The 23448-nt window shown below is 72.1% G+C and carries 18 protein-coding genes, 1 tRNA gene and 1 pseudogene; 8 read left to right on the forward strand and 12 right to left on the reverse strand.

Annotation, left to right across the window (positions count from 1 at the left end; genetic code table 11):
• The first annotated feature begins 70 nt into the window (after positions 1-70).
• Positions 71-1243: a hypothetical protein gene (locus TPA0908_RS30195; RefSeq protein ID WP_374709279.1), complete on the forward strand. Its 1173-nt coding sequence runs from the start codon at positions 71-73 to the stop codon at positions 1241-1243.
• 58 nt (positions 1244-1301) lie between these two features.
• Here TPA0908_RS30195 and TPA0908_RS30200 read toward each other — a convergent pair whose 3' ends face one another.
• The 12 genes from TPA0908_RS30200 to TPA0908_RS30255 form a co-directional block, all read right to left on the reverse strand.
• Positions 1302-2384, reverse strand: a complete 1083-nt coding sequence (locus TPA0908_RS30200) for an NAD-dependent epimerase/dehydratase family protein (RefSeq protein ID WP_281943753.1) — start codon at positions 2382-2384, stop codon at positions 1302-1304.
• Between the two features lie 89 nt (positions 2385-2473).
• Positions 2474-4498, reverse strand: a complete 2025-nt coding sequence (locus tag TPA0908_RS30205; RefSeq protein ID WP_281943755.1) for a hypothetical protein — start codon at positions 4496-4498, stop codon at positions 2474-2476.
• An 18-nt stretch (positions 4499-4516) separates the two neighbouring features.
• Positions 4517-5590, reverse strand: a complete 1074-nt coding sequence (locus TPA0908_RS30210; protein WP_281943757.1) for a glycoside hydrolase family 130 protein — start codon at positions 5588-5590, stop codon at positions 4517-4519.
• Between the two features lies 1 nt (position 5591).
• Positions 5592-6437: a carbohydrate ABC transporter permease gene (locus tag TPA0908_RS30215; protein WP_281943759.1), complete on the reverse strand. Its 846-nt coding sequence runs from the start codon at positions 6435-6437 to the stop codon at positions 5592-5594.
• 1 nt (position 6438) lies between these two features.
• A complete protein-coding gene (locus TPA0908_RS30220; RefSeq protein ID WP_281943761.1) occupies positions 6439-7392 on the reverse strand; it encodes a carbohydrate ABC transporter permease in 954 nt (317 codons plus the stop codon).
• Positions 7392-8681, reverse strand: a complete 1290-nt coding sequence (locus TPA0908_RS30225) for an extracellular solute-binding protein (protein ID WP_281943763.1) — start codon at positions 8679-8681, stop codon at positions 7392-7394. The genes TPA0908_RS30220 and TPA0908_RS30225 overlap by 1 nt, the downstream gene beginning before the upstream one ends.
• Positions 8678-9751 carry a LacI family DNA-binding transcriptional regulator gene (locus TPA0908_RS30230; protein ID WP_281943765.1) on the reverse strand — a complete coding sequence of 358 codons (1074 nt, stop codon included), beginning with the start codon at positions 9749-9751 and terminating at the stop codon, positions 8678-8680. Before TPA0908_RS30230 ends, TPA0908_RS30225 begins: the two co-directional genes overlap by 4 nt.
• 255 nt (positions 9752-10006) lie before the next feature.
• A complete protein-coding gene (locus TPA0908_RS30235; protein WP_281943767.1) occupies positions 10007-11059 on the reverse strand; it encodes a LacI family DNA-binding transcriptional regulator in 1053 nt (350 codons plus the stop codon).
• Between the two features lie 156 nt (positions 11060-11215).
• A complete protein-coding gene (locus TPA0908_RS30240) occupies positions 11216-11410 on the reverse strand; it encodes a hypothetical protein (protein ID WP_281943769.1) in 195 nt (64 codons plus the stop codon).
• Positions 11411-11663: 253 nt separating this feature from the next.
• Positions 11664-11736 (reverse strand) — tRNA-Lys (locus tag TPA0908_RS30245).
• 306 nt (positions 11737-12042) lie between these two features.
• Positions 12043-12930, reverse strand: coding sequence for a peptidoglycan DD-metalloendopeptidase family protein (locus TPA0908_RS30250; protein ID WP_281943770.1), 888 nt, complete (start codon positions 12928-12930; stop codon positions 12043-12045).
• Between the two features lie 137 nt (positions 12931-13067).
• Positions 13068-13214, reverse strand: coding sequence for a hypothetical protein (locus TPA0908_RS30255; RefSeq protein WP_281943771.1), 147 nt, complete (start codon positions 13212-13214; stop codon positions 13068-13070).
• A gap of 195 nt (positions 13215-13409) precedes the next feature.
• Between TPA0908_RS30255 and TPA0908_RS30260 the strand changes: the two are divergent.
• The 7 genes and pseudogenes from TPA0908_RS30260 to TPA0908_RS30290 all read left to right on the forward strand — a co-directional run.
• A pseudogene (locus tag TPA0908_RS30260) lies at positions 13410-14078 on the forward strand (cytidylate kinase family protein); the annotation flags it as partial.
• Between the two features lie 13 nt (positions 14079-14091).
• The gene (gene recD2, locus TPA0908_RS30265; RefSeq protein WP_281943772.1) at positions 14092-16305 is read left to right on the forward strand and encodes an SF1B family DNA helicase RecD2; all 2214 of its coding nucleotides are present in this window, start codon (positions 14092-14094) and stop codon (positions 16303-16305) included.
• Between the two features lie 775 nt (positions 16306-17080).
• Complete coding sequence (locus tag TPA0908_RS30270; RefSeq protein WP_281943774.1) at positions 17081-18226, forward strand: ROK family transcriptional regulator; 1146 nt, start codon at positions 17081-17083, stop codon at positions 18224-18226.
• A gap of 43 nt (positions 18227-18269) precedes the next feature.
• The gene (locus TPA0908_RS30275) at positions 18270-19793 is read left to right on the forward strand and encodes an ABC transporter substrate-binding protein (protein WP_281933455.1); all 1524 of its coding nucleotides are present in this window, start codon (positions 18270-18272) and stop codon (positions 19791-19793) included.
• An 81-nt stretch (positions 19794-19874) separates the two neighbouring features.
• Positions 19875-20816 carry an ABC transporter permease gene (locus TPA0908_RS30280; RefSeq protein ID WP_107157937.1) on the forward strand — a complete coding sequence of 314 codons (942 nt, stop codon included), beginning with the start codon at positions 19875-19877 and terminating at the stop codon, positions 20814-20816.
• Positions 20813-22612 carry a dipeptide/oligopeptide/nickel ABC transporter permease/ATP-binding protein gene (locus tag TPA0908_RS30285; RefSeq protein WP_281933457.1) on the forward strand — a complete coding sequence of 600 codons (1800 nt, stop codon included), beginning with the start codon at positions 20813-20815 and terminating at the stop codon, positions 22610-22612. The genes TPA0908_RS30280 and TPA0908_RS30285 overlap by 4 nt, the downstream gene beginning before the upstream one ends.
• Entirely contained in the window at positions 22609-23445 is an 837-nt protein-coding gene (locus TPA0908_RS30290; protein WP_281933458.1) for an ATP-binding cassette domain-containing protein, read from the forward strand. Before TPA0908_RS30285 ends, TPA0908_RS30290 begins: the two co-directional genes overlap by 4 nt.
• Positions 23446-23448 lie beyond the last annotated feature (3 nt).

The raw sequence follows: 23448 nt of genomic DNA on the forward strand, positions 1-23448 counted from the left end.
AGCCGCGGGTTAAGGATCGCCGGCGGAGTCGTGCCGGGGCGGCCGGTCCCCCTAGCATCGGCGGGTGCGCGTGAAGTCCGCTGTCTCCCTCCTCGTCCTCGCCCTGGCCACCGCCACGCTGCCCGGGTGCGGCGGCGAGCCGTCCGACCGGACCGCCCCGGCCGCCGCCACCCCGGCCGGCACACCTTCCGGTGCCACCGATGCCGCTGCCCCGGCCGCCCCGGCCGTCTCGCCGAGCGCCCGCGCCGGCCTCGGCACCGCCAAGCCGAGCCCCGGCCCGGCCGCTGTCGCGTTCCGCGCCGGCAACCCGGACGGGCGGGCCACCGTGCCGGCCGAGGCGCGGGCCGTGGACACGTCGCGTCCGACCCGTACCGTCGGCACCGGCACGCCGGCGAGCTGCACCTCGGCGGCGGTGGTGAAGGCGGTGGCGGCCGGCGGCGTCATCACGTTCGACTGCGGCCCGGCGCCGGTGACCATCACCATGAAGGCCACCGCCAAGGTGGTGAACGCGCACGGTCCGCGCATCGTGCTGGACGGCGGCGGCAAGGTCACGCTGAGCGGCGGCGGCAGCCGACGGATCCTCTACCTGAACACCTGCGACCCGGCGCAGGGCTTCACCACCTCGCACTGCCAGAACCAGGACCACCCGCAGCTCACCGTGCAGAACCTGACGTTCGCGAACGGCAACTCGACGGGCGAGAAGACCGAGGGCGGCGGGGGCGGCGCGATCTTCGTCCGTGGCGGCCGGGTCAAGGTGGTCAACTCCCGGTTCGTCGACAACCGCTGCGACCGTACCGGGCCGGACCTGGGCGGCGCCGCGCTGCGGGTGCTCAGCCAGTTCGAGAACAAGCCGGTGTACGTGGTGGGCAGCACGTTCACCGGCGGGGTGTGCGCCAACGGCGCGGCGTTGAGCAGCATCGGCGTCTCCTGGACGGTGCTGAACAGCGTCTTCCGCGACAACCAGGCGGTCGGCACCGGCGCGAACCCGGCCCGGGGCGGTACGCCGGGCGGCGGCAGCGGCGGCGCGATCTACTGCGACGGCAACGAGTTCACGGTGAAGCTCGCCGGCACGGTCGTCGAGGACAACAGCGCCAACGAGGGCGGCGGCGCCATCTTCTTCGTCAGCAACAACCGCACCGGCACCCTGTCGATCACCAGCTCGACGCTGCGCCGCAACCCCAGCCGAGGCTTCGAGACGAAGCCCGGCATCTTCTTCCTCGGCGCCCGCCTCACCCGAGGCTGAAGGCCGGCCCCCTGCTTAACGCCTCCGGTAGAGAAGGGGCACCTTCTCACCCCGCTGATCAGTAGGGGTTGGGGTGGCCGGGGAGGTGGCCCTTCGGCACGGCAGCCGCGCGGCCGGGGAGGGTGGGGTCCGTCGACAGGGGCGGGGACTTGGTTCCCGACCTCGTCGACATGCCGGCGATGAGGTCCTTCAGGGCGGTCACCGTGTCGACCCGGGGCACCCAGCCGAGGTCCGTCTCGGCCCGCTGCGCGGACATCAGCGGGACGTTCAGCGCCAGGTCCACCCAGCCGGTGTCGACCGGTTGCAGCCGGGCCCGCCAGGTCACCGCCGCCGCGGCGCGCAGCACCGGCACCGCCACCGGCACGGTCCAGCCGTGGAAGTGCCGCGCCACCAGCGCTGGCGTCAACACCGGGTCGGTCGCCACGTTGAACGCGCCGCGCGCGTCGCCCAGGACCGCCCGGGCGTACGCGTCGGCCACGTCGTCGGCGTGCACCGCCTGTATCCGGAGCCGCCTGTGCGAGGGCACCAGCGGGATCCGGCCGTAGCGCAGCAGCCGCACCGGCACCAGCGGGCCGAGGAAGTAGCGGCTGATCTCGGTGCCGGCGTCACGCTGGAAGATCAGACCCGGCCGCAGCCGGACCACCCGCAGTTCCGGGTGCTCCCGCCGCACGTCGTCCAGCAGCGCCTCCACCTCCGCCTTGTCCCGGCTGTACGACGACGTCCGCACCCCGGTCGCCGGCCAGTTCTCGCTGACCGGATGGTCCTTCGGGCCGGGCGCGTAGGTGCCGACGGATGAGGCGTACACCAGGGCGGGAACGCCGGCCCGGACGGTGGCCTCGATGACCGCGCGGCTGCCGCCGACGTTGGTCCGGTAGAGCGTGCGCCGGTCGTGGCTGGGCTGGATCTGCCAGGCCAGGTGCACGACCGCCCGCGCCCCGGCGAAGATCCGCACCAGCTCGTCGGCCGCGCGGGGCGCGCCGATGTCGCAGGAGTGCCACTCGACGTCGTCGTACGGCTCACCGGCGTCCGGCCCGGGCAGCCGACGGGCCACGCCGACCAGTTCCGCCCCCGACTCCTGCCGCAACCGACGCAGGACCGCCGTTCCCACGTTTCCGGTCGCCCCCACGATCACGATGCGCATGCCCGGTCCGGTACCCGCTGAACCGGCCAGCAACCGCGCGGGAGCGCGACTTCCGGCCCGGGCGGGGAAGACCGCCCGGGCCGCGCCCGTCAGCGCCGGACGAGCGTGAAGCCGCCGGGCAGCACCTCCGCCGGCACCGTGCCACCCCGGGTCCGGGTCCGGGAGCGCCGCACGCCCTGCGCGTCGTACGTCTCGACGCACGCCGTCCCCGCGCCGGGCACGGTGACCGGGACGGTCCGGGGCGTGCGGGCGGCACTGCGCAGCAACGCCGTCGTCGATCCGGTGCCGGCGATCACGTACCGGGAGACGAGCGGTTCGAGCAGGACCGCGTCGACCACCGCGTCCCCGCCGGCCGAGACCGCGACCAGGTCGACGGCGTCGGCCGGTGCCTCCGCCGGGCCGCTCGGCGTCACCGGCAGCAGCGCGCCGGGCGCCGGGGAGGTCCCCTGCGCGCCGACCCGCCCGTGTCGGACGGTGCCCACGGTCCGCGCCCGGCCGTCGGGCGAGGCGGCGGACCACCGGGTGACGGCCCGGCTGCCCGGCCGCAACTCGACCACCGGCAGCACCAGCCGGGGCTGGTCCGCGGCCGGCAACCGCCAGCGGGCGGTCGCGCCGGCCGGCAGCAGGGCGTACGCGCCGCTGAACGCGGACTCGCCGGTCCACGTCGAGTCGGGGGTGACCACGTCCGCGCCGCCGGTCAGCGTGGCCTGTTCGGCCTCCACCACGGTGCCGCCGACCCGCGCCACGATCCGGCCCTGCCGGGCCAGCGCCGCCACCTCGGGGTGGGCGTCCAACGCCAGCATGCTGAGCAGGCCGTGGATGGTCGACTCGGCGCCGGCGTTGCGGTTGACCGTCCCGTCGCCGGCGATGCCGTCGACGGTGCGCCCGGTCGCCGGGTCGTACCCGGGCACGCCGGCCGCGTTGGCGCCGAAGTACCAGGCGGCCGTCATGCCGGCGAGCTGCCGGAACCCGTCGCGCCCGGTGGCGTCGGCGACGGCGAGCAGCGACTGCACGCGGGAGTCCACGCCGTAGGCGATCTGCGACCGGTCCGTCGGGGTGGGCTGCCGCCCGTTGTCCGGGCCACCGGAGGTGAGCAGCCACGGCGTGAAGACCGCCGCGTCGGCGACCGCCGCCGGCAGCAACCGCCGGTCACCGAGCACCCGCGCGGCGACGGCCAGCGCCGCGGGCATCTGCGAACCCCAGGCGTGCCACACCGACCGGGACAGCGCCCAGGGGCGGACCGCGCCGAACGGCCATTCCCGGACGTCCCCGTCGGCCAGCGCGGCGACGCCCTCGGCGAACCGGCTGAGCGCCCGCCGCGCCCCGGCGCCGCCACCGGCCCGCACGTACGCGGCCAGCCCCAGCACGGCCTCCGCGGTGGCGTCCGCGCCGTCCGCGATCAGCCAGCCGGGGGTCCGCTCACCGTCGACGACCTGCCACGTGCCGTACCGGACGAGCACCTGGCGTTCCAACGCGCCGACCGCGAGGTCGAGCCGCTCGCGCAGGAACGACGCGAACCAGGGGTCGGCGGTACGCCAGGCGGCGTACCCCTCGCCCAGCGCCCAGACGGTGCGGGCCAGCCAGTACGACGGGCCGCTGTCGGACGGGTCGGGCAGCTCGACCGGTTCGGCGCTCGGGTTCAGCGTGCCGTCGGGTTGCATCCAGAGCACCACGTTCCCGGCGTCCGGCCCGGTGGCGGTCTGGAGATAGGTCAGGCCCCGCAGCAGGGCGTACGAGGCGTCGCGGCTGGTGGTGGCACCGGTGGACCGCCAGTGTCGCAGGTAGACCACGGCGGCGCGGGCGATGTCGTCGGCGTTGTAGGCGCCCTGCCCCCAGGTGTCCGTCGCCGGGTCGTACGCCCCGCCGCCGACGCGCCGGAACGTGCCGTCCGGGTTCGGCTCGGCGTACGTCCAGAGCACCCCGACCGTCGGCGTGTCGGCGAGCCGGTACGTGGTGTGCCCGGCCTGCGCGGGCGGGGTGACCCGGTCACCCAAGAAGTGCAGGTGGGACAGGTTCGTCAACGCGGTTCCGGTGGTGGCCCGGGCCGGGGCCGCCACCAGCAGCGGGGCGCCGAGGGCGAGGCCGCCGCCCAGCAGGAGGGATCGGCGTTTCATGGTGGTCTCCTCGGGGCGTCAGGGGGTGTGGTCGAGCCGGGCGACGCCGATCTTCGTGTCCGCCATCCCGTAGAACACGAACCGCACGCCGTCGACCTCCTCGATCGCGGTGGGGAAGACGACGTTGGGCACGGTGCCGGCCTTCTCGTCCTCGGTGTCCGGCACGAGGATGGGCTCGGCGGTGCGGGCCAGCACCCGGGCCGGGTCGGCCGGGTCCAGCAGCATCGCCCCGGCGGCGTACTCGACGCGTTGGGTGGTCGGGTCCCAGCCGCTGGGGACGTGGCCGGTCACCCCGTGGTGGAGCAGCAGCCAGCCCTCCGGCACCCGCAGCGGCGGCGGGCCGGCGCCGATCTTCAGCTCCTCGTAGGGGAACTCGGGAAGCGCCACGCAGCGGTGGTCGCGAGGGCGGGTTAGCGCGGTGACGTCGGCGTGCACCTCGTCCGCCGGCACGTACGAGATCCAGATGCCGGGTCGCTCGTCGGTGGTGCCGGCCGGCAGGTGCACGCCCTCGCCGGGGCGGAACCAGCCGAGGTCCCACATCGGCCGGTGCAGCATGGCGTAGCAGGGCCGGCCGTCCGGGCCGGGCACCGGTTCGGGAAAGAACACCGCGTCCTTGTTGGGGAACAGGTTGAGATCGGTGTCCAGGTCGGGCTGGTAGGCGAACTGCACCGGGCCGAGCCGCCGCCAGGAGCGCAGGTCGGTGGAGACGGCCAGCGCGAGGCGGGGGCCGAGCGGCCCGTACGCCACGTACGTCATCAGGTGCTGGCCGAGGTCCGGCACCCAGGTGGTGCGCGGGTCCTCCACCCCGGCGTTGTTGAGGCCGCGCTCCCAGCCTTCGTCCGGGGCCAGCACGACGCCGTGCCGGCGCACGCCGACCGGTACGCCGTCGCGCAGTTCCACCTCGGCGAGCCCGACGCGGGACACGTTGCCGTCGGCGACCAGCCGGGGCAGCAGGTGCAGCCGGCCGTCCGGGGTCCGCCCGCTCGCCGGGTTGAGCACGCCGGCGGCCTCGAAGGGTTCGGCCGGGTCGGGCGCCATCAGCACGCCCAGCCGGGTCAGCGTGTACGGGACAGTGGTCGAGAGGGATCGCATGTCAACCTTTCACTCCGGATCCGACGTCGGTGGAGATGAAGTGGCGTTGGAAGGCCACGAAGAGGCCGACGGCCGGCGCGGCGAGCACACAGGCCCCGGCCAGCACCGCGCCGTACGGGTTGGCGGCGCGGGCCGCGACGTTGCTGATGTAGTTGGCCAGGGAGACCGCGAGGGGCTGCATGTCCGCCTGCTTGGTGATCAGGAACGGCCAGAGGAACTCGTTCCACGGCCCGATGAAGGTGAGCAGCACCGCGGTCAGCAGCGCGGGGCGGACCAGCGGCAACGCCACCGACCAGAGCACCCGCAGTTCCCCGGCGCCGTCGATCCGGGCGGCGGCGAACAGCTCGTCCGGCAGTTGCAGGAAGAACTGCCGGAAGACGAAGACCGCGGTGGTGTTGATCGCGAACGGCAGGATCATCCCGAGGTAGGAGTCGGCCAGCCCGTACCCGCGCACGATCAGCACGTAGAGCGGGATCAGCAGGAGCTGGAACGGGATCACCTGGACCAGCAGCACCAGCGCGAACAGCGTGCCCCGGCCGCGGAACCGCAGCCGGGCCAGCGCGTAGCCGGCGAGCACCCCGAAGACCACGGTGCCGAGGATGACGCCGCCGGTGAAGACGCCCGAGTTGATCAGCGAGCCGAGCAGGTCGACCCGGGAGTTGATGTCCCGGTAGTTGTCCAGGGTGAGGCCGGAGGTGGGGAACGCCCCGGCGACCGAGGTGTCCGGTTCGGCCTGGAGGCTGCCGATCAGCATGTAGTAGAAGGGAAAGAGGAACAGCAGGGCCCCGGCGAACAGCACCACGTGGCGCAGCAGCCCCGGCCAGCGGGCGGTGGAGGTCGGTGTCACGTCAGTCCCTCTCGATCAGCCGGCGGTTGACCAACGAGATGAGCAGCACCCCGATGACCAGCAGCACACCGATGGCGGCGGCCACGTCCGGCTGGCCCTGCTGGATGCCGCGCTGGTACATCACCAGCACCGGGGAGGCGGACGCGCCGTTCGGGCCGCCCCCGCCGGTGAGCAGGTAGGGCTCGGTGAACAGGTTGGCGCCGGTGATGGTGGCCAGGATGACCACCAGGGCGGTCGCCGGGCGGACCGCCGGCACGGTCACCGACCGGAACCGCCGCCACCAGCCCGCGCCGTCGACCGACGCCGACTCGTACAGCTCCTTCGGCACGTTCTGGAGCGCGGCGAGGTAGAGCAGGATGAAGAAGCCGAGCTGCTTCCAGACCACGAACACCGCGATGACCGGCATCGCCAGACCGGCGTTCACCAGCCAGGACGGGTCGGGCGCCAGCGGGCCGAGCACGGAGTTGACCAGGCCGTCGGCGTTGAACAGGAACAACCACACCCCGACCACCGCCACGCTTGCGGTCACGTACGGCACGTAGAACGCGACCCGCAGGAACGTCCGGGCGTGCACCACCCGGTTCAGCGCGACCGCCAGCAGCAGCGCCAGCACCGTGGTCAGCGGCACGTTGATGACCAGGAAGATCCCGATGTTGCCGAACGACTGACGGACCGCGGGGTCGGCGAGCACCGCGCGGTAGTTGTCCAGCCCCACGAAGGGCCGGTCCACCACCGCGCCCGGCGCGGCGAAGAAGTAGTCGTGGAAGCTCATCCAGATCGCGAACCCGAGCGGGTAGGCGAACACCACGGCGATGAAGACCGCGTACGGCGCGGCCAGCACCATGCCCACCGGGTGGCGGCCCAGCACGGCCGCCACCCGGCCCCGGCCGGCCGGTTTCGGGCTTCGCGCGGCGGCCCCGGGGGCGGGGGGCGCCGCGGTGTGGGCGGTGGACATCAGGAGCCGGTGGCGAGCTGGTCGACCTTGTCCGCGGCGGCACCGAGGGCGTCGGGCACCGGCTTCTTACCGAAGATCACCGACTCGGAGTACGCGTCGCGGAACGCCTGCCAGACGGCCACCGAGTTCGGCACGTTCGGCACTTCGACCGTCCGGGCCGCCTGGTCGGCGAACGCCTGGTAGGCCGGGTTCTTGGCGAAGTGGTCCGGGTAGGCGGCGGCCAGGTCGGTGCGCAGCGGCATCTGACCGGTCTTGGCCAGCAACGCGCCGTCCTGCTCCTTGCTGGTGGCGAAGCGCATCACGTCCCAGGCGGTGGCGCGGTTCTTGCAGGCGGAGTACATGGCGACGTTCTTCGCGTCGCTGAACGTGCGGATCTGGTCGGCCGGCTTGCCGGTGGACGTCGGCACCGGCACCGCGCCCCACTTCACCTTGCTGCCGTACACCGAGATCGCCCACGGGCCGACGATGGCCATGGCGGCCTTGCCGTCGGCGAACGAGTCGCCGTTGTACTTCTCCTTCGGGGCGAGGCCCTCGGCGTAGAGCGTCTTCCAGAACTCCGCGACCCGCTGGCCCTCCGGCGAGTCGAACTGGGCCTTGCCCTGGTCGACGAGCTGCTTGCCACCGGTCTCGGCCGCGAACAGCGGGTAGAAGTCGAACCAGGACTGGAAGAACTCACTGGTCGGGGCCGGGTAGATGGCGGCCTGCGCGGCGCCCGACGACTTGATCTTCCGGGCGGCGGCGAGGAACTCGTCGTACGTCGCCAGCGGGGGCCGCTCCGGGTCCAGGCCGGCCTTGGCGAAGATCGTCTTGTTGTAGAAGATCATCACCGGGTTGGACTTCCACGGCAGTTGGTAGAACTTGCCGTCCGGCGACTTGTACTGGTCCGCCGTCTGACCGGTGCGCTCGGCGATGTAGGCGGCACCGCCGTCGAACGAGTCCAGGGCGACCAGCCCGCCCTGCTTCTGGAACTGCGGCACGGCCGCCGGCGCGGTGTTGAAGATCAGGCAGGGCGCGTTGCCGGCGGTGATGGCGGCCCCGATCACCTCCTCCGAGCTGGTGCCCGCCGGGATCTCCTGGGCGGTGATCTTCTGGTCGGCGTGCTCCGCGTTCCACGCCTCGACCATCGCCTTGCCCCAGGCCAGTTCCTCCTGGTTGTTGGAGAGCCAGATGTCGATCGGTCCACGGGCGGCGTTGGCCTCGGCGGCGTCGCCGCCACCGCCGCTGCCGTCGCAACCCGCGGTGACGGCGAGCGCGGCGGTCAGCAGCAGGGCCGGAAGGGTACGTTTCATGTCTGCTCCGATCGGGACGGTGCGGGGGAACGACGCCGCTCGGCGGGCGGCGCCGGTGGTGGTGCGGTGGAGGCACGGAGAACGAGCTGCGCGGGCGGCGTGGGCACGTCGGCCACCGGCTCGCCGTCGATGAGTTCGAGCAGGACGTGCGCGGCGGCCCGCCCCCACTCGAACGGGTCGGTCCGCACGGTGGTCAGCGGTGGGCTGACGTAGCCGGCCAGCTCCGCGTCGTCGAACCCGGTCACGGAGAGCTGCCCGGGCACGTCGACACCGAGTTCCCGGGCCACCGCGAGCCCGGCGATGGCCATCAGGTCGTTGGCGTACACGATCGCGGTGGGCCGCTCGGCCCGGTCGAGCAGCACGCGGGTGGCCTGCGCGCCGCCGGCCGCCGAGAAGTCCGACGCCACGCAGAGGTCGGCGGGCAGGCCGGCGTCCGCCAGCGCCCGCTCCCAGGCCAGCCGGCGGACCCGGCCGTGCAGGAAGTGGTCCGGCCCGGCGACGTGCCCGATCCGCCGGTGCCCCAACTCGACCAGGTGGGCGACCGCGGCGGCGATGCCCGGCCGGTCGTCGATCAGCAGCGCCGGCCAGCGGGTCGGTGCCATCGGGCGGGCGATCGTCACCGCCGGCAGCCCGAGCTGTTCCAGCAGCGCGAGCCGTGGGTCGTCCACCCGCAGGTCGAGCAGGAAGACGCCGTCCACCCGGCCGTCGGCGGCCAGCTTCCGGTAGCCGGCCTCCTCGGTCGACTCCGGCACCACCTGGAGGACGAGCGCCTGGCCCCGGTCGGACAGGGTCCGCTCCACCCCGGCGATGAAGGCGGGGAAGAACGGGTCCGCGCCGAGCAACTCGGGCGGGCGGGCGATCACCAGGCCGACCGCGAACGCCCGCGAGGCGGACAGGGCGCGGGCCCGGTGGCTCGGCTCCCAGCCCAGGGCGCGGGCGGCGGTGAGGATCCGCTCCCGCGTCTCGTCGGCCACCCCGGGGCGGCCGTTGAGCGCGAAGGACACCAGACCCTTCGACACGCCGGCCGCGCGGGCGACGTCGCGGATCGTCGGTCGACCTGGCCGGGTCACCGGCACCTCCCTCGTCGGACGGGCGACTAAACCGGTTTAAGCAACGGAGGTTAGACCCGTTCCCGCGACTGCACAACAGGAGACGGCCGATCGATGTCCGGCGGCTCGACGGCAGGTCAGCGCCACGTCAGGGGGACGCGACGCCGGGTTACGCACGCGCGACGGGCGGTGCGTCCGGGGCGGAGGGCTGGACGGAGGAGGCGGACCACCGATGCGGACGCCGGCGTGCGCGGTGGCCGGTGAATCGCGGAGCGATCAGCCCGCCGCCGGTGGGGCGGTGCTGTCCCGGACGACGAGTTCGGTGGGGAGCAGCGTGTGTTCGGCGGTGATCGGACGGCCGGCGAGACGGTCCTGGATCGCGCGGCTGAGCGCTGCCGCCGCGAGCCGCCCCTTGGCCCGCACGTCCTGACGGACGGTGGTCAGGGTGGGGCGGATCTGCACGGCGAGTGGGTTGTCGTCGAAGCCGACCACCGACAGTTGGCCGGGCACGTCGATGCCGAGATCCTCGGCGCACCGGAGCGCGCCGTAGGCGACAGCGTCGGAGAAGCAGAGCAGCGCGGTGGGCCGGTCGGGTCGGTCCAGGAGCAGCCGGGCGCCCGCCTTCGCCTGCTCCAGATCGGCGCCGCTCTGCCGAGCCATCACGGGATCGATGCCGGCCGCGTCGAGCGCGTCGCGCCACCCGAGCAGCCGCTGTGTGGAGGCGTGCCCCTCCACCGTGAGGTCGGCCGCGGTGACCACACCGTGCGTGCCGTGCAGGCCGGACAGGAGCAGGCCGATCCGCCGGTGCCCCAGGTCGATCAGGTGCTGGGCGGCGGCCCGAGCGCCGGCGCGGTCGTCCACGTTGACGGCGGGGATCCCGTCGGCCGGCACCTGGTCGACGTAGACCAGGGGCAGCTTGCGGCGGGTGAGGAACTGGACGGCGGTGGACGTGGGATCGCACGAGTAGACCAGCGCACCGTCGATCGCCACGTCACGCGCCGGAATGATCGCGCCGTCGTCGGACGACGTCAGCAGGGTGAGGGACAGGCCGGTCGGGCCGAGTTCCTCCGCGACCGCGCCGAGGAAGCTGGTGGCGACCAGGTCGGTGAAGGCGAACCGGAGCGAGGAGGTCAGCACGATGCCGACGGCGCCGGTGGTGCCCTTGGCCAGGGCTCGGGCCGCCGGATCAGGGCCGACGTAGCCCACTTCCTGGGCGGCGGTGAGGATGCGCTCGCGCAGCGCCGCGGACAACTGGTCGGGCTTGGAGAAGGCGTTCGACACGGTCATCCGACTGACGCCGACCCGGTCAGCGATCGTCTGCAGTGTCACCCGGGGCGCCACGCCACCACCAGTCGTTCCAGATGTGTCCGCCGCCGGAGGGCGAGGGAGCCCTGACGGCGGACCGGTCCTGTCGTCCGACACCCGCCGTGCGGGTCGGCGGACGCCGATGCCTACCGGCTGGTACGAGGCTATCAAAGCCCGGGGTCACGCCAGCCTGACCACTTTGGCGACGCGAGCGAGACGCCTGGCAACGGCCGCGCGGACGGCCCTGGTGCGCGGCGGCTTCTCCACGTACGGGACGACCGGGGCGTCGGGGCGGGCGCTGGCGAATTCGAAGTCGACGGCGTTGACGGCGGTCACGAAGGCGGCGGGCATCTCCATGGCGAACTCCTGACTCATCGGCGCTGCTTTCTATACCGGTACAGTAATGGAGTCTTCTATACCGGTCAAGAAGTTATCGAGCAGCGTCATCACTCAGCCAGAGGCCCTAACAGATCGATGCGAGCCAGGGCGGGGCGCGGCGGCGGGATCGAGATGAACGGCGGCGGCCACCGGGGGCATGGGGGCCACGGGGAGCATCCGGGCGGGCCAGGAGGCGACCGACCGCGCGACGGTCGACGACCTCGCTGCGTCCGGGCGGACACGGTGACGGTGGGCCGCCTGGGACTCGAACCCAGAACCTAAGGATTAAAAGTCCTCAGCTCTGCCAATTGAGCTAACGGCCCGCTGGGCCATGAGGCTACCCGATCACCGGCTCTCGGGTTGAGGTCCGCCTTGACGGCGAGGATCGCTGAGCCGGCAACGCAGCCGGCCGTCGCTTCGGCGGCGGCGTCGGAGGCGGAATACGGGGCACGGTATGCCCGCTTCCTGCCCATCGCCGTGGGACTACGGAGATCTCCGGACCCGTACCGCTCGGGCAGGTCTTGCCACGGCGACCCGGCGGGCTGCGCCGGCAACAACGGTGCCAGCGCAGCCCACTCATGATTCGTGAGACAGAACCTGGACGGTGCCCCCTGCGGTGCGACGGTGGGTCAGTTCCAGCGGTCCTCGTTGAGGAAGCGGGCGAAGCCGCGCCAGGAGTTCGGGCCCATCGCGCCGTCGATCGGGCCGGTGTAGCCGTAGCCGGAGGCGAGTCGCTGCACCGCCTTCCAGGTGTTGGTGCCCGGGACCCCGTCGATCGGGCCGGTGTAGCCGTAGCCGCGCATGGCCCGTTGCAGGGCCGCGTACGTGTTCGCCCCCGGCACCCCGTCGATCGGCCCGGTGTACCCCGACGTGATCCGCAACCAGTTCTGCATCCGCTTGTAGAACACCGTGCCCGGGACGCCGTCCTGCTCGGTGGACGTCTTCGGCAGGCCACCGCCACCCGGGTTCTGGCCCACGTAGGTCAGCGGGTTGATCCGCACGCCGCTCGGGTTGATCATGTGCCAGTGCAGGTGCGGTCCGGTGGAGCTGCCGGAGCCGGGGGCGCCGACGGCGCCGCCGGAGCGGCCCACGATCGTTCCGGCGCCGACCGCGGTGCCGTTGGCCAGCAGGAACTGCGACAGGTGCATGTACTGGCTGCGGTAGCCGTCGGCGTGGTAGATCGTGACGGTGTGCCCGCCCGTGCCGTTGTTCGGGATGTTCTGGATCGTCCCGGCGCCGCACGCCGGCAGGTTGGTGCCGACGCCCATCCCGAAGTCGATGCCGCCCAGCGAGCCGCTGTTGAGGTGGTCCTGCCAGGTCCCGGTGATCCGGTAGCCGGAGAACGGGTTGTAGATCGAGGGCGCGGCGTGGGCGATCCCGGGCAGGCCGACGACGCCGCCGACGGCGAGGGCGCCGGTGGTCAGCGCCGTGCCACGCAGCAACGCACGACGGCTGAGCCCCGCCTGCGGCTGCCCTGCGTCGCCGCCGCAGCAGCGGGACGGGTTTTCCTGGTTCATGCGCGGTCCTCCGTGCGGTCGGTGCTGACCATGGCGAGCAGAGGTTAGCCCTCAAAACTATGTGCATCAATGTCGGAGATAGGGGTTGAAATAGATCCCCGTCGGCGTGCCTGACGGGTCGGTCACCCTGTGGATCTTCAGAAGGGGGCTGGCATGACCGCTATTCTCGGGCGGCTCGCGATGGCGGCCGTGGTCGCGTTCGCGGTACCGGTGAGCATGGCGGCGGCGCCGGTCGAGGCGGCGCCCACCGTCGCGGCGGTGCCGGCCGGCACGGTCTCCGGCATCGACGTGGCCACCTGGCAGGCCGGCATCGACTTCGCCGGGCACCTGCACGACTACCGGCCCGGCGACGTCATCGCGCTGGACCGACGCCTGACGAACAGCCGATTCTCCAAGCGCAGACGTGATCTCCGGAGAATGACAGGCGCGCATCGGGTCGACTCGAGTCGGCCCTTCGCGAGACCAGAACGGGGCGGGACATGCACCAGGGCACCCGCGACGAGATGCTCGGCCGTCTGGCCGAGGCCGTCGGGTCCGTCACCGTGACCCATCCGACCCGGGTCGCCGTCGACGGACCGCCCGCCGCCGGCAAGACCACCCTCGCCGACGAGCTGGCCGTGGTCCTGCGCGGGCAGGGCCGCGACGTCATCCGGGCGACGATCGACGATTTCCTCTTCCCCCGGGCACAGCGCTATCCGCGCGGCGAGTACTCGGCCGAGGGCTGCTACTACGACACCCACGACTACCACGCCCTGAACCGGGTGCTGCTGGATCCGCTGGGCCCGGGCGGGGACCGACGCTTCCAACCCGCGGTCTACGACCACACCAGGGATGCTGTTCTGTCCCCGCCGGTCACCACTGCCTCCGTCGACGCCGTGCTGGTCTTCGACGGCGTCTTCCTCCTGCGCCCGGAACTGATCGGCCGATGGGACCTACGCGTCTTCGTGTCGACCGCGCTCGACAGGACCGTGGATCGTGCCGTGATCCGGGAGCGCCGGGTGGCGTCCCGGGCCGACATCGAGCGACGTTGGCGCGAGCGCTACATCCCGTCCCAGCAGCTCTACTTCGCCACGGCCCGCCCGACCGAGCATGCGGACATCGTCGTGCACAACGACGAACCACGGCAGCCGGCCTGGGAGAGCCGCGCCGGTTGGAGGCAGGATGGTGGCCGTGACCGCCGCACCCCGTCCTCCGCTGGCCACGCTGGAAGCGGTCCTGGAGCGCCTGACGTACGTCAACGAGGAGACCGGCTACACGGTGGCCCGGGTGGCCACCGAGCGGGGCAGTGACCTGCTGACCGTGGTCGGCGCGCTGCTCGGCGCGCAACCCGGCGAGAGCCTGCGCCTGCACGGACGCTGGTCGTCGCACCCGCGCTACGGGCGGCAGTTCGAGGTCGAGTCGTACACCACCGTGCTGCCCGCCACGATCCAGGGCATTCAGCGTTACCTCGGTTCGGGCCTGGTAAAGGGGATTGGGCCGGTGTTCGCCGAGCGGATCGTCGCGCACTTCGGCCTGGACACGTTACGGGTCATCGAGGACGAGCCGGCCCGGCTGGTCGAGGTGGCCGGGCTGGGCCCGAAGCGTACGGCGAAGATCACCGCCGCGTGGGAGGAGCAGAAGGCCATCAAGGAGGTGATGGTCTTCCTCCAGGGCGTCGGCGTGTCCACCTCGCTGGCGGTACGGATCTACAAGCAGTACGGCGACGCCTCCGTCGACGTGGTGACCAAGGAGCCGTACCGGCTGGCGGCGGACGTGTGGGGCATCGGCTTCAAGACCGCCGACACCATCGCCCGGTCCGTGGGCATCCCGCACGACAGCCCGCAGCGTGTGATGGCCGGCCTCCAGTACACGCTCTCCGAGGCCACCGACGACGGGCACTGCTACCTGCCCGAACCGGAGCTGGTCGCGGACGCGACGAAGATCCTCGACGTGCCCGCCGACCTGGTGGCCCGCTGCCTCGACGACCTGGCGGCCGACGAGGGGGTCGTCCGCGAGGCGCTGCCCGGCGGAAACGGGGAGCCGGTGCCGGCGGTCTACCTGGTGCCGTTCCACCGCGCCGAGCAGTCGCTCGCCACGTCCCTGACCCGGCTGCTGCGCGACCGGGTCGACCGGCTGCCCCACTTCCACGACGTCGACTGGGCCAAGGCGCAGAAGTGGTTGAAGGCGCGCACCGGCAACGACCTCGCCCCGGAACAGGAGCAGGCCGTCCGGCTCGCGCTGACCTCGAAGGTCGCGGTGCTCACCGGCGGTCCGGGCTGCGGCAAGAGCTTCACCGTACGCTCGATCGTCGAGCTGGCCGCCGCGAAGAAGGCGAAGGTCACGCTCGTCGCGCCGACCGGCCGGGCCGCGAAGCGTCTCGCCGAGTTGACCGGCCATCCGGCCGCCACCGTGCACCGGCTGTTGCAGCTACGCCCCGGCGGTGACGCGACCTACGACCGCGACAATCCGATCGACGTCGATCTGCTCGTCGTCGACGAGGCGAGCATGCTCGACCTCATTCTCGCCAACAAACTCGTCAAGGCGGTCCCGCCCGGTGCGCACCTGCTACTGGTCGGTGACGTCGACCAGCTTCCGTCGGTCGGCGCCGGTGAGGTGCTCCGCGACCTGCTCGCCGCCCCGTCGATTCCCCGGGTACGGCTGACGCAGGTCTTCCGCCAGGCCGCCGAGTCCGGTGTCGTCACCAACGCCCACCGCATCAACGCCGGCCGCCCGCCCCTCCTCCAGGGGCTGCCGGACTTCTTCCTCTTCGCCTGCGACGACACCGAGGCCGCCGCCGCCCTGACCGTCGACGTCGCCTGCACCCGCATCCCGGCCAGGTTCGGCCTGGACGCCCGACGCGACATCCAGGTGCTCGCCCCCATGCACCGCGGCCCGGCCGGCGCCGGCGCGCTGAACACGCTGTTGCAGCAGAAACTCACCCCGCCCCGCGAGGGGCAGCCGGAACGGCGGATGGGTGGGCGGGTGTTCCGCATCGGCGACAAGGTCACCCAGATCCGCAACAACTACGACAAGGGTCAGGCGGGCGTCTTCAACGGCACGCTCGGCATCGTCACCGCCCTCTCCCCCGAGGACCAGACACTCACCGTCCGCACCGACGAGGACGAGGACATCGCGTACGACTACGACGAGCTGGACGAACTCAGCCACGCGTACGCCATGACCATCCACCGGTCCCAGGGCTCGGAGTATCCGGCCGTGGTGATCCCGTTGACCACAAGCGCCTGGATGATGCTGCAACGCAATCTGCTCTACACCGCTGTCACCCGCGCCAAGCAGCTGGTCGTCCTGGTCGGTTCCCGCCGCGCGCTCGCCGCCGCCGTCCGCACCGTCGGCGCCGGACGACGACACACCGCCCTAAACCACCGCCTAGCATAACCCCCACCCCGCCCCCACCCCACCCCCAGCGCGTCGATCTTGCACTTGCCGCCCCGACGAACGGCGCATAAGCCGCGCTTTGTGGGCCCAAAGCGCAAGATCGACGATTGGTAGGGCGGTCTGGCGCACCGGGGCACGTGTTCGGTGACGGCGCGGACGAACGTGGCCGCGTGCAGGTTCCACGATCACAAGCCGTTTCTCGGGCGGGACGGGCGGGCCGGGCGGGAGACGGGACGGGCGAGTGACCGGCGGGCCACGACGGGGCGGTCGGCGGGGCGGTCGAGCTGGGCGGTCGGCGGGGCGGTCGAGCTGGGCGGCGAGAATGATCAATATCGGACGGCGTCGGCCCTGCGGTCGCGGTGTCGGCGTGCACGCTCAGGTGACGGGTGGAGTGGGGCGGCGCGGGCGCGGCGGCGGCCTGGCACCGGTGGGACGGGGCCGGCCGACGACGGCTGCCGCGCTCGACAACCCGAAGGCGACGCTTGCCTGACCAAGCGTGGATAATCCCCCACGGACCGTACCGGAGGTCCACCCGCGACGGTGACCCCGTTCGCCGCCGAATTGACCACCCTTCTCCCGCGCGCGCGAGCGGCAGCGTCGCTACCAGGGCATTTGCCCACCTTATTCGATCTTGACGGTAACGCAGGGCGAAGATAACGACTTGGCATCAAGGCGAGCCGCGTTCTTGTCCCGGAGTTTGTTAGCCCCCTGTACTAACCGGGTGACGTGCATTGATACCTCCGGAGCAACGCCGCCCGAGCAGCCGGGACAGGCGGTGGGCACCCTTCGACGGGACCAGGTTCCGGCCCGGGTCCGCACCGGCGAGAAGGTGCGCCCGGAGCAGGCACGCGTGCACAACCGGGAACTGCTGCTGCGGATGCTGTACCGGGAAGGACCGCACAGCCGGGCGGATCTGGCGCGCCGTACCGGGTTGACGCGGGTCTCCGTCTCGGACGTGGTGAGCGACCTCCTCGCCGACGACCTCGTGGTCGAGGTCGGCACGCGGGCCGGGACCCGGCCGGGCAAGCCGGCCATGATGCTCGAATTCAACGAGCGCGCCTACCAGACCGTCGCCCTGGACCTGAGCCACTCGACGCTCTACCGGGGGGCCGTCCTTGACCTCGGCGGCACCGTGGTGGCCCGCCAGCAGGTCGAGATCGAGGGCAGCACCGGCGCCGACGCCCTGGCGAAGGTGACCGGTCTCGTCGAGGCGCTACACCGGCAGGTGACCGCGCCGCTCCTCGGCATCGGCATCGGCACGCCGGGCATCGTGGACCTCGGCGGCGTCGTCCTCAGCGCACCCAACCTGGGCTGGCAGGACATCCACCTCCAGGCGCTGCTCAGCGAGCGTTTCGCCTGCCCGGTGGTCGTGTCCAACGACGCCAACGCCACCGCGCTCGCCGAACGCAGCTACGGCGAGAGCGCCGCGGACACGCTCCTCGTCCGGGTCGGCGTCGGCGTGGGGGCGGGTCTGCTGCTCGGTGGCACCCCGATCCTGGGCAGTCGGTTCGCGGCCGGCGAGATCGGCCACGTGGTCGTGGACGCCGGCAGCGAGCGACCCTGCGTGTGCGGCAAGACCGGCTGCCTGGAGACCTGGCTGTCGACCCGGCGCATCCAGGAGGACCTGTCCGGGGCCCGCACCGACGCGGAGCGCGCCCGGGTGCTGACCGTCGCGGGCGAGGCGCTCGGCTCCGTGCTGGCACCGATCGTGGCCGCGCTCAACATCTCCGAGATCGTCCTCAGCGGACCGCACCGGGTGCTGGAGGGGCCGCTGGCCACGGCCGCGATGGAGACCATCCGCCGGCGCGCCCTGACCGAGGTCCACGGCGACATCGTCCTCCGGCTCTCCGAGCTGGGCGACGACATCGTCCTGCGCGGCGCGACCGCCATGGTCATGAGCCAACAGCTCGGAATCGCTTGACCCGACGCCGACCGGCGCTGGCTTTGCAGCAACAGAAGGGAACATGGTGCAACTACCCCGCACGCTGACGGCAGCGCTTGCCGCAGTCGCTCTCGCCCTCGCCGGTTGTAGCGGTGGCGGGCAGGCCAGTGAGGCCGGCTCCGCCCAACTCGTCCTCGGCAACAACGGCGACGTCCTGACCTGGGACCCGGCGGAGATGAAGGAGGGCGCGGTCATCCACTACGCGGAGGCCGTCTACGACCCGCTGCTCCGCAAGACCGCCGACTCGAAGATCGAAGGCAACCTCGCCTCCGAGTACGCGTACAACGACGACCTCACCGAACTCACGCTGAAGCTGCGCGACGGCGTCACGTTCAGCGACGACACCGCACTCGACGGCGAGGCGGTGAAGGTCAACATCGAGGCGCGGAAGAAGGGCGCCGGCAGCGCGTCCGAGGCGGCCCGGGCGATCGAACGGGTCGAGGTCGTGGACCCGAAGACGGTCCGTCTGCACCTCAGCGAGCCCAGCCCCGGCCTGCTCGCCGGCCTGGCGACGTACCTGGGATACATGGTGAGCCCCAAGGCGCTCGCTGCGGGCGGCATCGCCACCACCCCGGTCGGCTCCGGGCCCTACCTGCTCGACGCCGGCGCGTCCGAGAAGGGCGTCAGCTACAAGTTCACCGCGCGTGAGGGCTACTGGAACCGCGAGGCGTTCCCGTTCGAGACCGTGGTGATCCGTCCGTACGAGGAGTTCACCGCCCGCTACAACGCGCTCGCGACCGGTCAGATCCAGTTCATGTACGGGACCTCCGACATGGTGCCGAAGGCGAAGACCGACGGGCTCACCGTCAAGACGGTGCCCGGCGAGTGGCAGGGCATCATCCTCCAGGACCGGGCCGGCAAGGCGTCGGCGGCGCTCGGCGACGTGCGGGTGCGGCAGGCGATCAACCACGCGCTCGACCGCAAGGCCATCCTGGAGACCCACTACGGCGGGTTCGGCCAGGTCTCCACGCAGACGTTCAACCCGGCCAGCGAGGCGTGGGTGCCGGAGCTGAACGAGCGCTACCCGTACGACCCGGCGAAGGCGAAGGAACTGCTGGCGGCGGCGGGCTACGGCAACGGCTTCAAAATCAAGATCTCGTTCAGTGAGGGCTTCATGTCCCCGCTGGTGCCGATCGTCGCGCAGTACCTGTCCGACGTGGGCATCACGGTGGAGCAGGTGCCGGTCAACGGCTTCGCCAACGGCGGCCTGGAGACCCTGAAGGGCCAGCCGGCGTTCATGCTCTCCTTCTCCACCAACATCCCGGCCTGGACGGACGTGCTGAACAAGCTCACCCCGACGTCGCTGTGGAACAACTTCAAGTACACCGACGACACCGTCACCCGGCTGCTCAAGGAGATCCCCGCGGCGCAGGGCGACAAGCAGGCGGCGCTCTACAAGGAGCTGAACACCCACCTGGTGGAGCAGGCCTGGTTCGCCCCGATCGTCACGCAGGAGAACGTCTACCTGTTCAAGCCGGACATCGACGTGACCATGCAGCAGGCACAGCTCATGCCGAGCCTGCGCTTCTTCGCCCCGGCCAAGTAACCCGCCCGTCGATCCCCGGGTGGGCCGGTCACCACCGGCCCACCCGGCGGACCACCCCAGGTCAGCTAGGAGGTAGCAGGCATGTTGGGCTTCATCGGCCGGCGACTGGCCACGGGCCTGCTGTTGGCGTTCACGGTGGTGACGGGGATGTTCTTCTTCCTCATGCTCACCGGCTCCGACCCCGCCCGGGGCGCGCTCGGCCTCTACGCCACGGAGGAACAGGTCGCGGTCAAGCGCGCGCAGCTCGGCCTCGACCGGCCGGTCGTCCAGCAGTACCTGGACTGGCTGGGACACGTCGCGCGGGGCGATCTGGGTGTCTCGTCCGCGCAGAACGCCGACGTCATGGACCTCATCGTCTCGCGCCTGCCGGTCACCGTGTCCCTCGCGCTCGGCGCCGTCCTGGTGGCCGCCGTCCTGGGCGTCGTCCTCGGGCTGCTCGCGGCGACCCGGCCCGGGACGTTCGACCGCGCGCTCCAGGTGGTCATGGTGCTCGGCTTCAGCCTGCCGAACTTCTGGGTGGCGATCATCCTGGCGCTGGTCTTCGCCGTACGGCTGGGCTGGTTCCCCGCCACCGGCTACGTCCACCTGGGCGACTCACCCAGCGGCTGGCTCTGGTCCATCACCCTGCCGATCATCGCGCTGTCGATCGGGTCGATCGCCGCCATCGCCCAGCAACTGCGCAACTCCGTGATCACCGTCAACGGCCAGGCGTACGTCCGGACGCTCCGCAGCCGGGGCCTGTCGCAACGCCACATCCTGCTGGTGCACGTGCTGCGCAACGCGTCGCCGCCGGCGTTGACCATGCTCTCGTTGCAGTTCATCGCCGCGATGAGCGGCGCCGCCATCATCGAGCGGGTGTTCGGCCTCCAGGGCATCGGCGCGGTCGCCATCAACGCCTCGGGCAACAGCGACATCCCCGTCATCATGGGCGTCCTGCTCTTCACCGTGCTCGTCGTCGTGCTCGTCAACCTGACGGTCGACATCCTCTACGCCGCTTTGAATCCGAAGGTACGCAACGCATGAGCGCCGACACGACGGTCCGTGCGGGCCGCACCTCCAGAAGGCTCCGCGCCTTCCTCGGCAACCCGATGGGCGTGGTGGCCGGCGCCGTGCTGCTCGCCATCGTCGCCGCGAGCGTCCTCGCCCCGCTCCTCGCCCCGCAGGACCCCAACCTGGTGGTGCTCTCCGAGGCGCTCCGGCCGCCGAGCGGCGACCACCCGCTGGGCACCGACGGGAACGGCCGGGACATCCTCAGTCGGCTGCTGTGGGGCGGCCGGGTGAGCCTCCAGGCCGGCGCGATCATGGTGACCGTCGCGCTGCTGTGCGGGATTCCCGCCGGCCTGCTCGCCGGCTACCGCGCGAAGTGGTTCGACGGGGTGTCTAGCTGGATCTTCAACATGCTGATGTCCCTGCCCGAGATCCTGATCATCATCGTGGTGATCGCCTCGCTCGGCAGCGGCCTCGCCCCCACGATGATCACGCTCGGGGTGCTCGCCTCGCCGGACATCTTCCGGCTGACCCGGAGCGCCGTGATCGGCGTACGCGAGGAGCTGTACTTCGACGCCGCCCGCGTCGCCGGGCTGTCCGACGTCCGGATCATCTTCCGGCACGTGCTCTCCGTCGTGCTGGGGCCGGTGCTCGTGCGGTCCTCGTTCATCTTCGGCATGGCGATCATCGTGCAGTCCGGGCTGGAGTTCCTCGGCTTCGGTGACCCGCAGCGCCCGAGCTGGGGCGGCGAGCTGAGCAACGCGTTCCAGAACTTCCACCGCGCCCCCGAGCTGGTGATCGCGCCCGGCGTGGCGATCGGCCTCACGGTCATGGCGCTGGTGCTCTTCGGCACCGCGCTCGCCGACTCGCTCGGGATCAGCCTGCGGCGCAAGGCCAAGCGCGCGGCCCGCCCCGCCCGCACCGGCGACACCCCGGTCGACCGGATCGAGACCGGCGAGACGCCGGCCGACCGGGCCGCGTTCGGCGACGCGCCGCCCGCCGACACCCTCCTGCGCGTCGAGGACCTGGCGGTCCGGTACGTGGCGGAGGACGGCACCATTAAGGAGGTGGTACGCGGCGTGTCGCTGCACGTCGCGCGCGGCGAGGTCCTCGGCCTGGTCGGGGAGTCCGGCTCCGGGAAGTCCCAGACGTCGTTCGCGATCCTCGGGCTCCTGCCACCCGACGCCACCGTCTCCGCCCGGCAGCTCGCGCTGGACGGGCAGTCGCTCGTGGGATTGCGCGAGAGCGAGCTGCGCAAGCTGCGCGGCACCCGGATGGCGTACGTGCCGCAGGAGCCGATGTCGAACCTCGACCCGTCCTTCACGATCGGCGCCCAGCTCACGAAACCGATGCGGCACCGGCTCGGCCTGTCCCGGAAGGCCGCGACCGCGCGGGCGCTCGACCTGCTGGACCGCGTCGGCATCCCCGACCCCCCGCGTACCCTCGCCGCCCATCCCCATCAGCTCAGCGGCGGCATGGCCCAGCGTGTGCTCATCGCCGGTGCCGTCTCCTGCGACCCGGAGCTGCTCATCGCCGACGAACCGACCACCGCGCTCGACGTCACGGTCCAGGCCGAGGTCCTCGAACTCCTCCGCGGCCTGCAACGCGAGCGCGACATGGGGCTCGTCCTGGTCACCCACAACCTGGGTGTGGTCGCCGACATCTGCGACCGGGTGGCGGTCATGCGCGACGGCCTCATCGTCGAGCAGCAGCCGGTCGCCGGCCTCTTCGCGAACCCGCGACACGAGTACACCCGCATGCTCCTGAACGCGACCCTCGAAGACGCGCCGCCCCGGCGGGAGCGCGGCGACCTCCAGGAGGTGGGGTCGTGAGCGCCCCCGACGACACCGGCACGCCCCTGCTCGACATCCGCGACGTCGACGTCGTCTACCGCGGCGCCGGCTGGCGTCGCCCGTCGTTCCACGCGCTGCACGCCGTCTCGATGCGGGTCGGCGCGGGCGAGACGGTCGGTCTGGTCGGCGAGTCCGGCTCCGGGAAGACCACGCTGGGCCGTGCCGTGCTGGGCCTCGCCCCGATCACCGGCGGCACGGTCACGTTCGACGGCGTCGACATCACCCGCGCGAACCGGCGCGCCCGCCGCGCGTTGAGCCGCGACATCCAGGTCGTCTTCCAGGATCCGTACTCGTCGCTCAACCCGGCCATGACCGTGGAGACCATCCTCGCCGAGCCGTTGCGGGCCCAGGGCGTGGCCCGGGCCGAGGCCACCGCGCGGATCGGTGAGCTGCTGCGCCAGATCGGCCTGGAGGCGGACGCCGGCCGCCGGTATCCGCGCGAGTTCTCCGGCGGGCAGCGGCAACGCATCGCCATCGCGCGCGCCCTGGCGCTGAAACCCCGGCTCATCGTCTGCGACGAGCCGGTGAGCGCGCTCGACCTGTCCACCCAGGCCCGCATCCTCGACCTGCTCATCGACGTGCAGGAGAAGACCGGCGTCGCGTATCTCTTCATCTCCCACGACCTGTCGGTGGTCCGCTACGTCTGCCACCGGGTCGCGGTGATGCTCAAGGGCCGGATCGTCGAGACCGGCGACGGCGACGTGGTCACGTCCCGGCCGGAGCATCCCTACACCAACCGGCTCCTCATGGCGTCCCCCATTCCCGACCCGGTCCGCCAGGCCGAACGACGCCGCCGGTACGCCGCCCTCTAGGAA

It is taken from the genome of Micromonospora sp. AKA38 (assembly GCF_027925725.1).
GTDB lineage: Bacteria > Actinomycetota > Actinomycetes > Mycobacteriales > Micromonosporaceae > Micromonospora.

Bases quoted from the DNA above. Each gene is read 5' to 3' on its own strand.
- TPA0908_RS30205 (WP_281943755.1), bottom strand. From the start codon at position 4,498: ATGAAACGCCGATCCCTCCTGCTGGGCGGCGGCCTCGCCCTCGGCGCC.
- TPA0908_RS30210 (WP_281943757.1), bottom strand. From the start codon at position 5,590: ATGCGATCCCTCTCGACCACTGTCCCGTACACGCTGACCCGGCTGGGC.
- TPA0908_RS30225 (WP_281943763.1), bottom strand. From the start codon at position 8,681: ATGAAACGTACCCTTCCGGCCCTGCTGCTGACCGCCGCGCTCGCCGTC.
- TPA0908_RS30200 (WP_281943753.1), bottom strand. From the start codon at position 2,384: ATGCGCATCGTGATCGTGGGGGCGACCGGAAACGTGGGAACGGCGGTC.
- TPA0908_RS30285 (WP_281933457.1), top strand. From the start codon at position 20,813: ATGAGCGCCGACACGACGGTCCGTGCGGGCCGCACCTCCAGAAGGCTC.
- TPA0908_RS30220 (WP_281943761.1), bottom strand. From the start codon at position 7,392: ATGTCCACCGCCCACACCGCGGCGCCCCCCGCCCCCGGGGCCGCCGCG.
- TPA0908_RS30275 (WP_281933455.1), top strand. From the start codon at position 18,270: ATGGTGCAACTACCCCGCACGCTGACGGCAGCGCTTGCCGCAGTCGCT.
- TPA0908_RS30240 (WP_281943769.1), bottom strand. From the start codon at position 11,410: ATGAGTCAGGAGTTCGCCATGGAGATGCCCGCCGCCTTCGTGACCGCC.
- recD2 (WP_281943772.1), top strand. From the start codon at position 14,092: ATGGTGGCCGTGACCGCCGCACCCCGTCCTCCGCTGGCCACGCTGGAA.
- TPA0908_RS30280 (WP_107157937.1), top strand. From the start codon at position 19,875: ATGTTGGGCTTCATCGGCCGGCGACTGGCCACGGGCCTGCTGTTGGCG.
- TPA0908_RS30250 (WP_281943770.1), bottom strand. From the start codon at position 12,930: ATGAACCAGGAAAACCCGTCCCGCTGCTGCGGCGGCGACGCAGGGCAG.
- TPA0908_RS30255 (WP_281943771.1), bottom strand. From the start codon at position 13,214: ATGCCGGAGACCGTGCCGGCCGGCACCGCCGCGACGGTGGGCGCCGCC.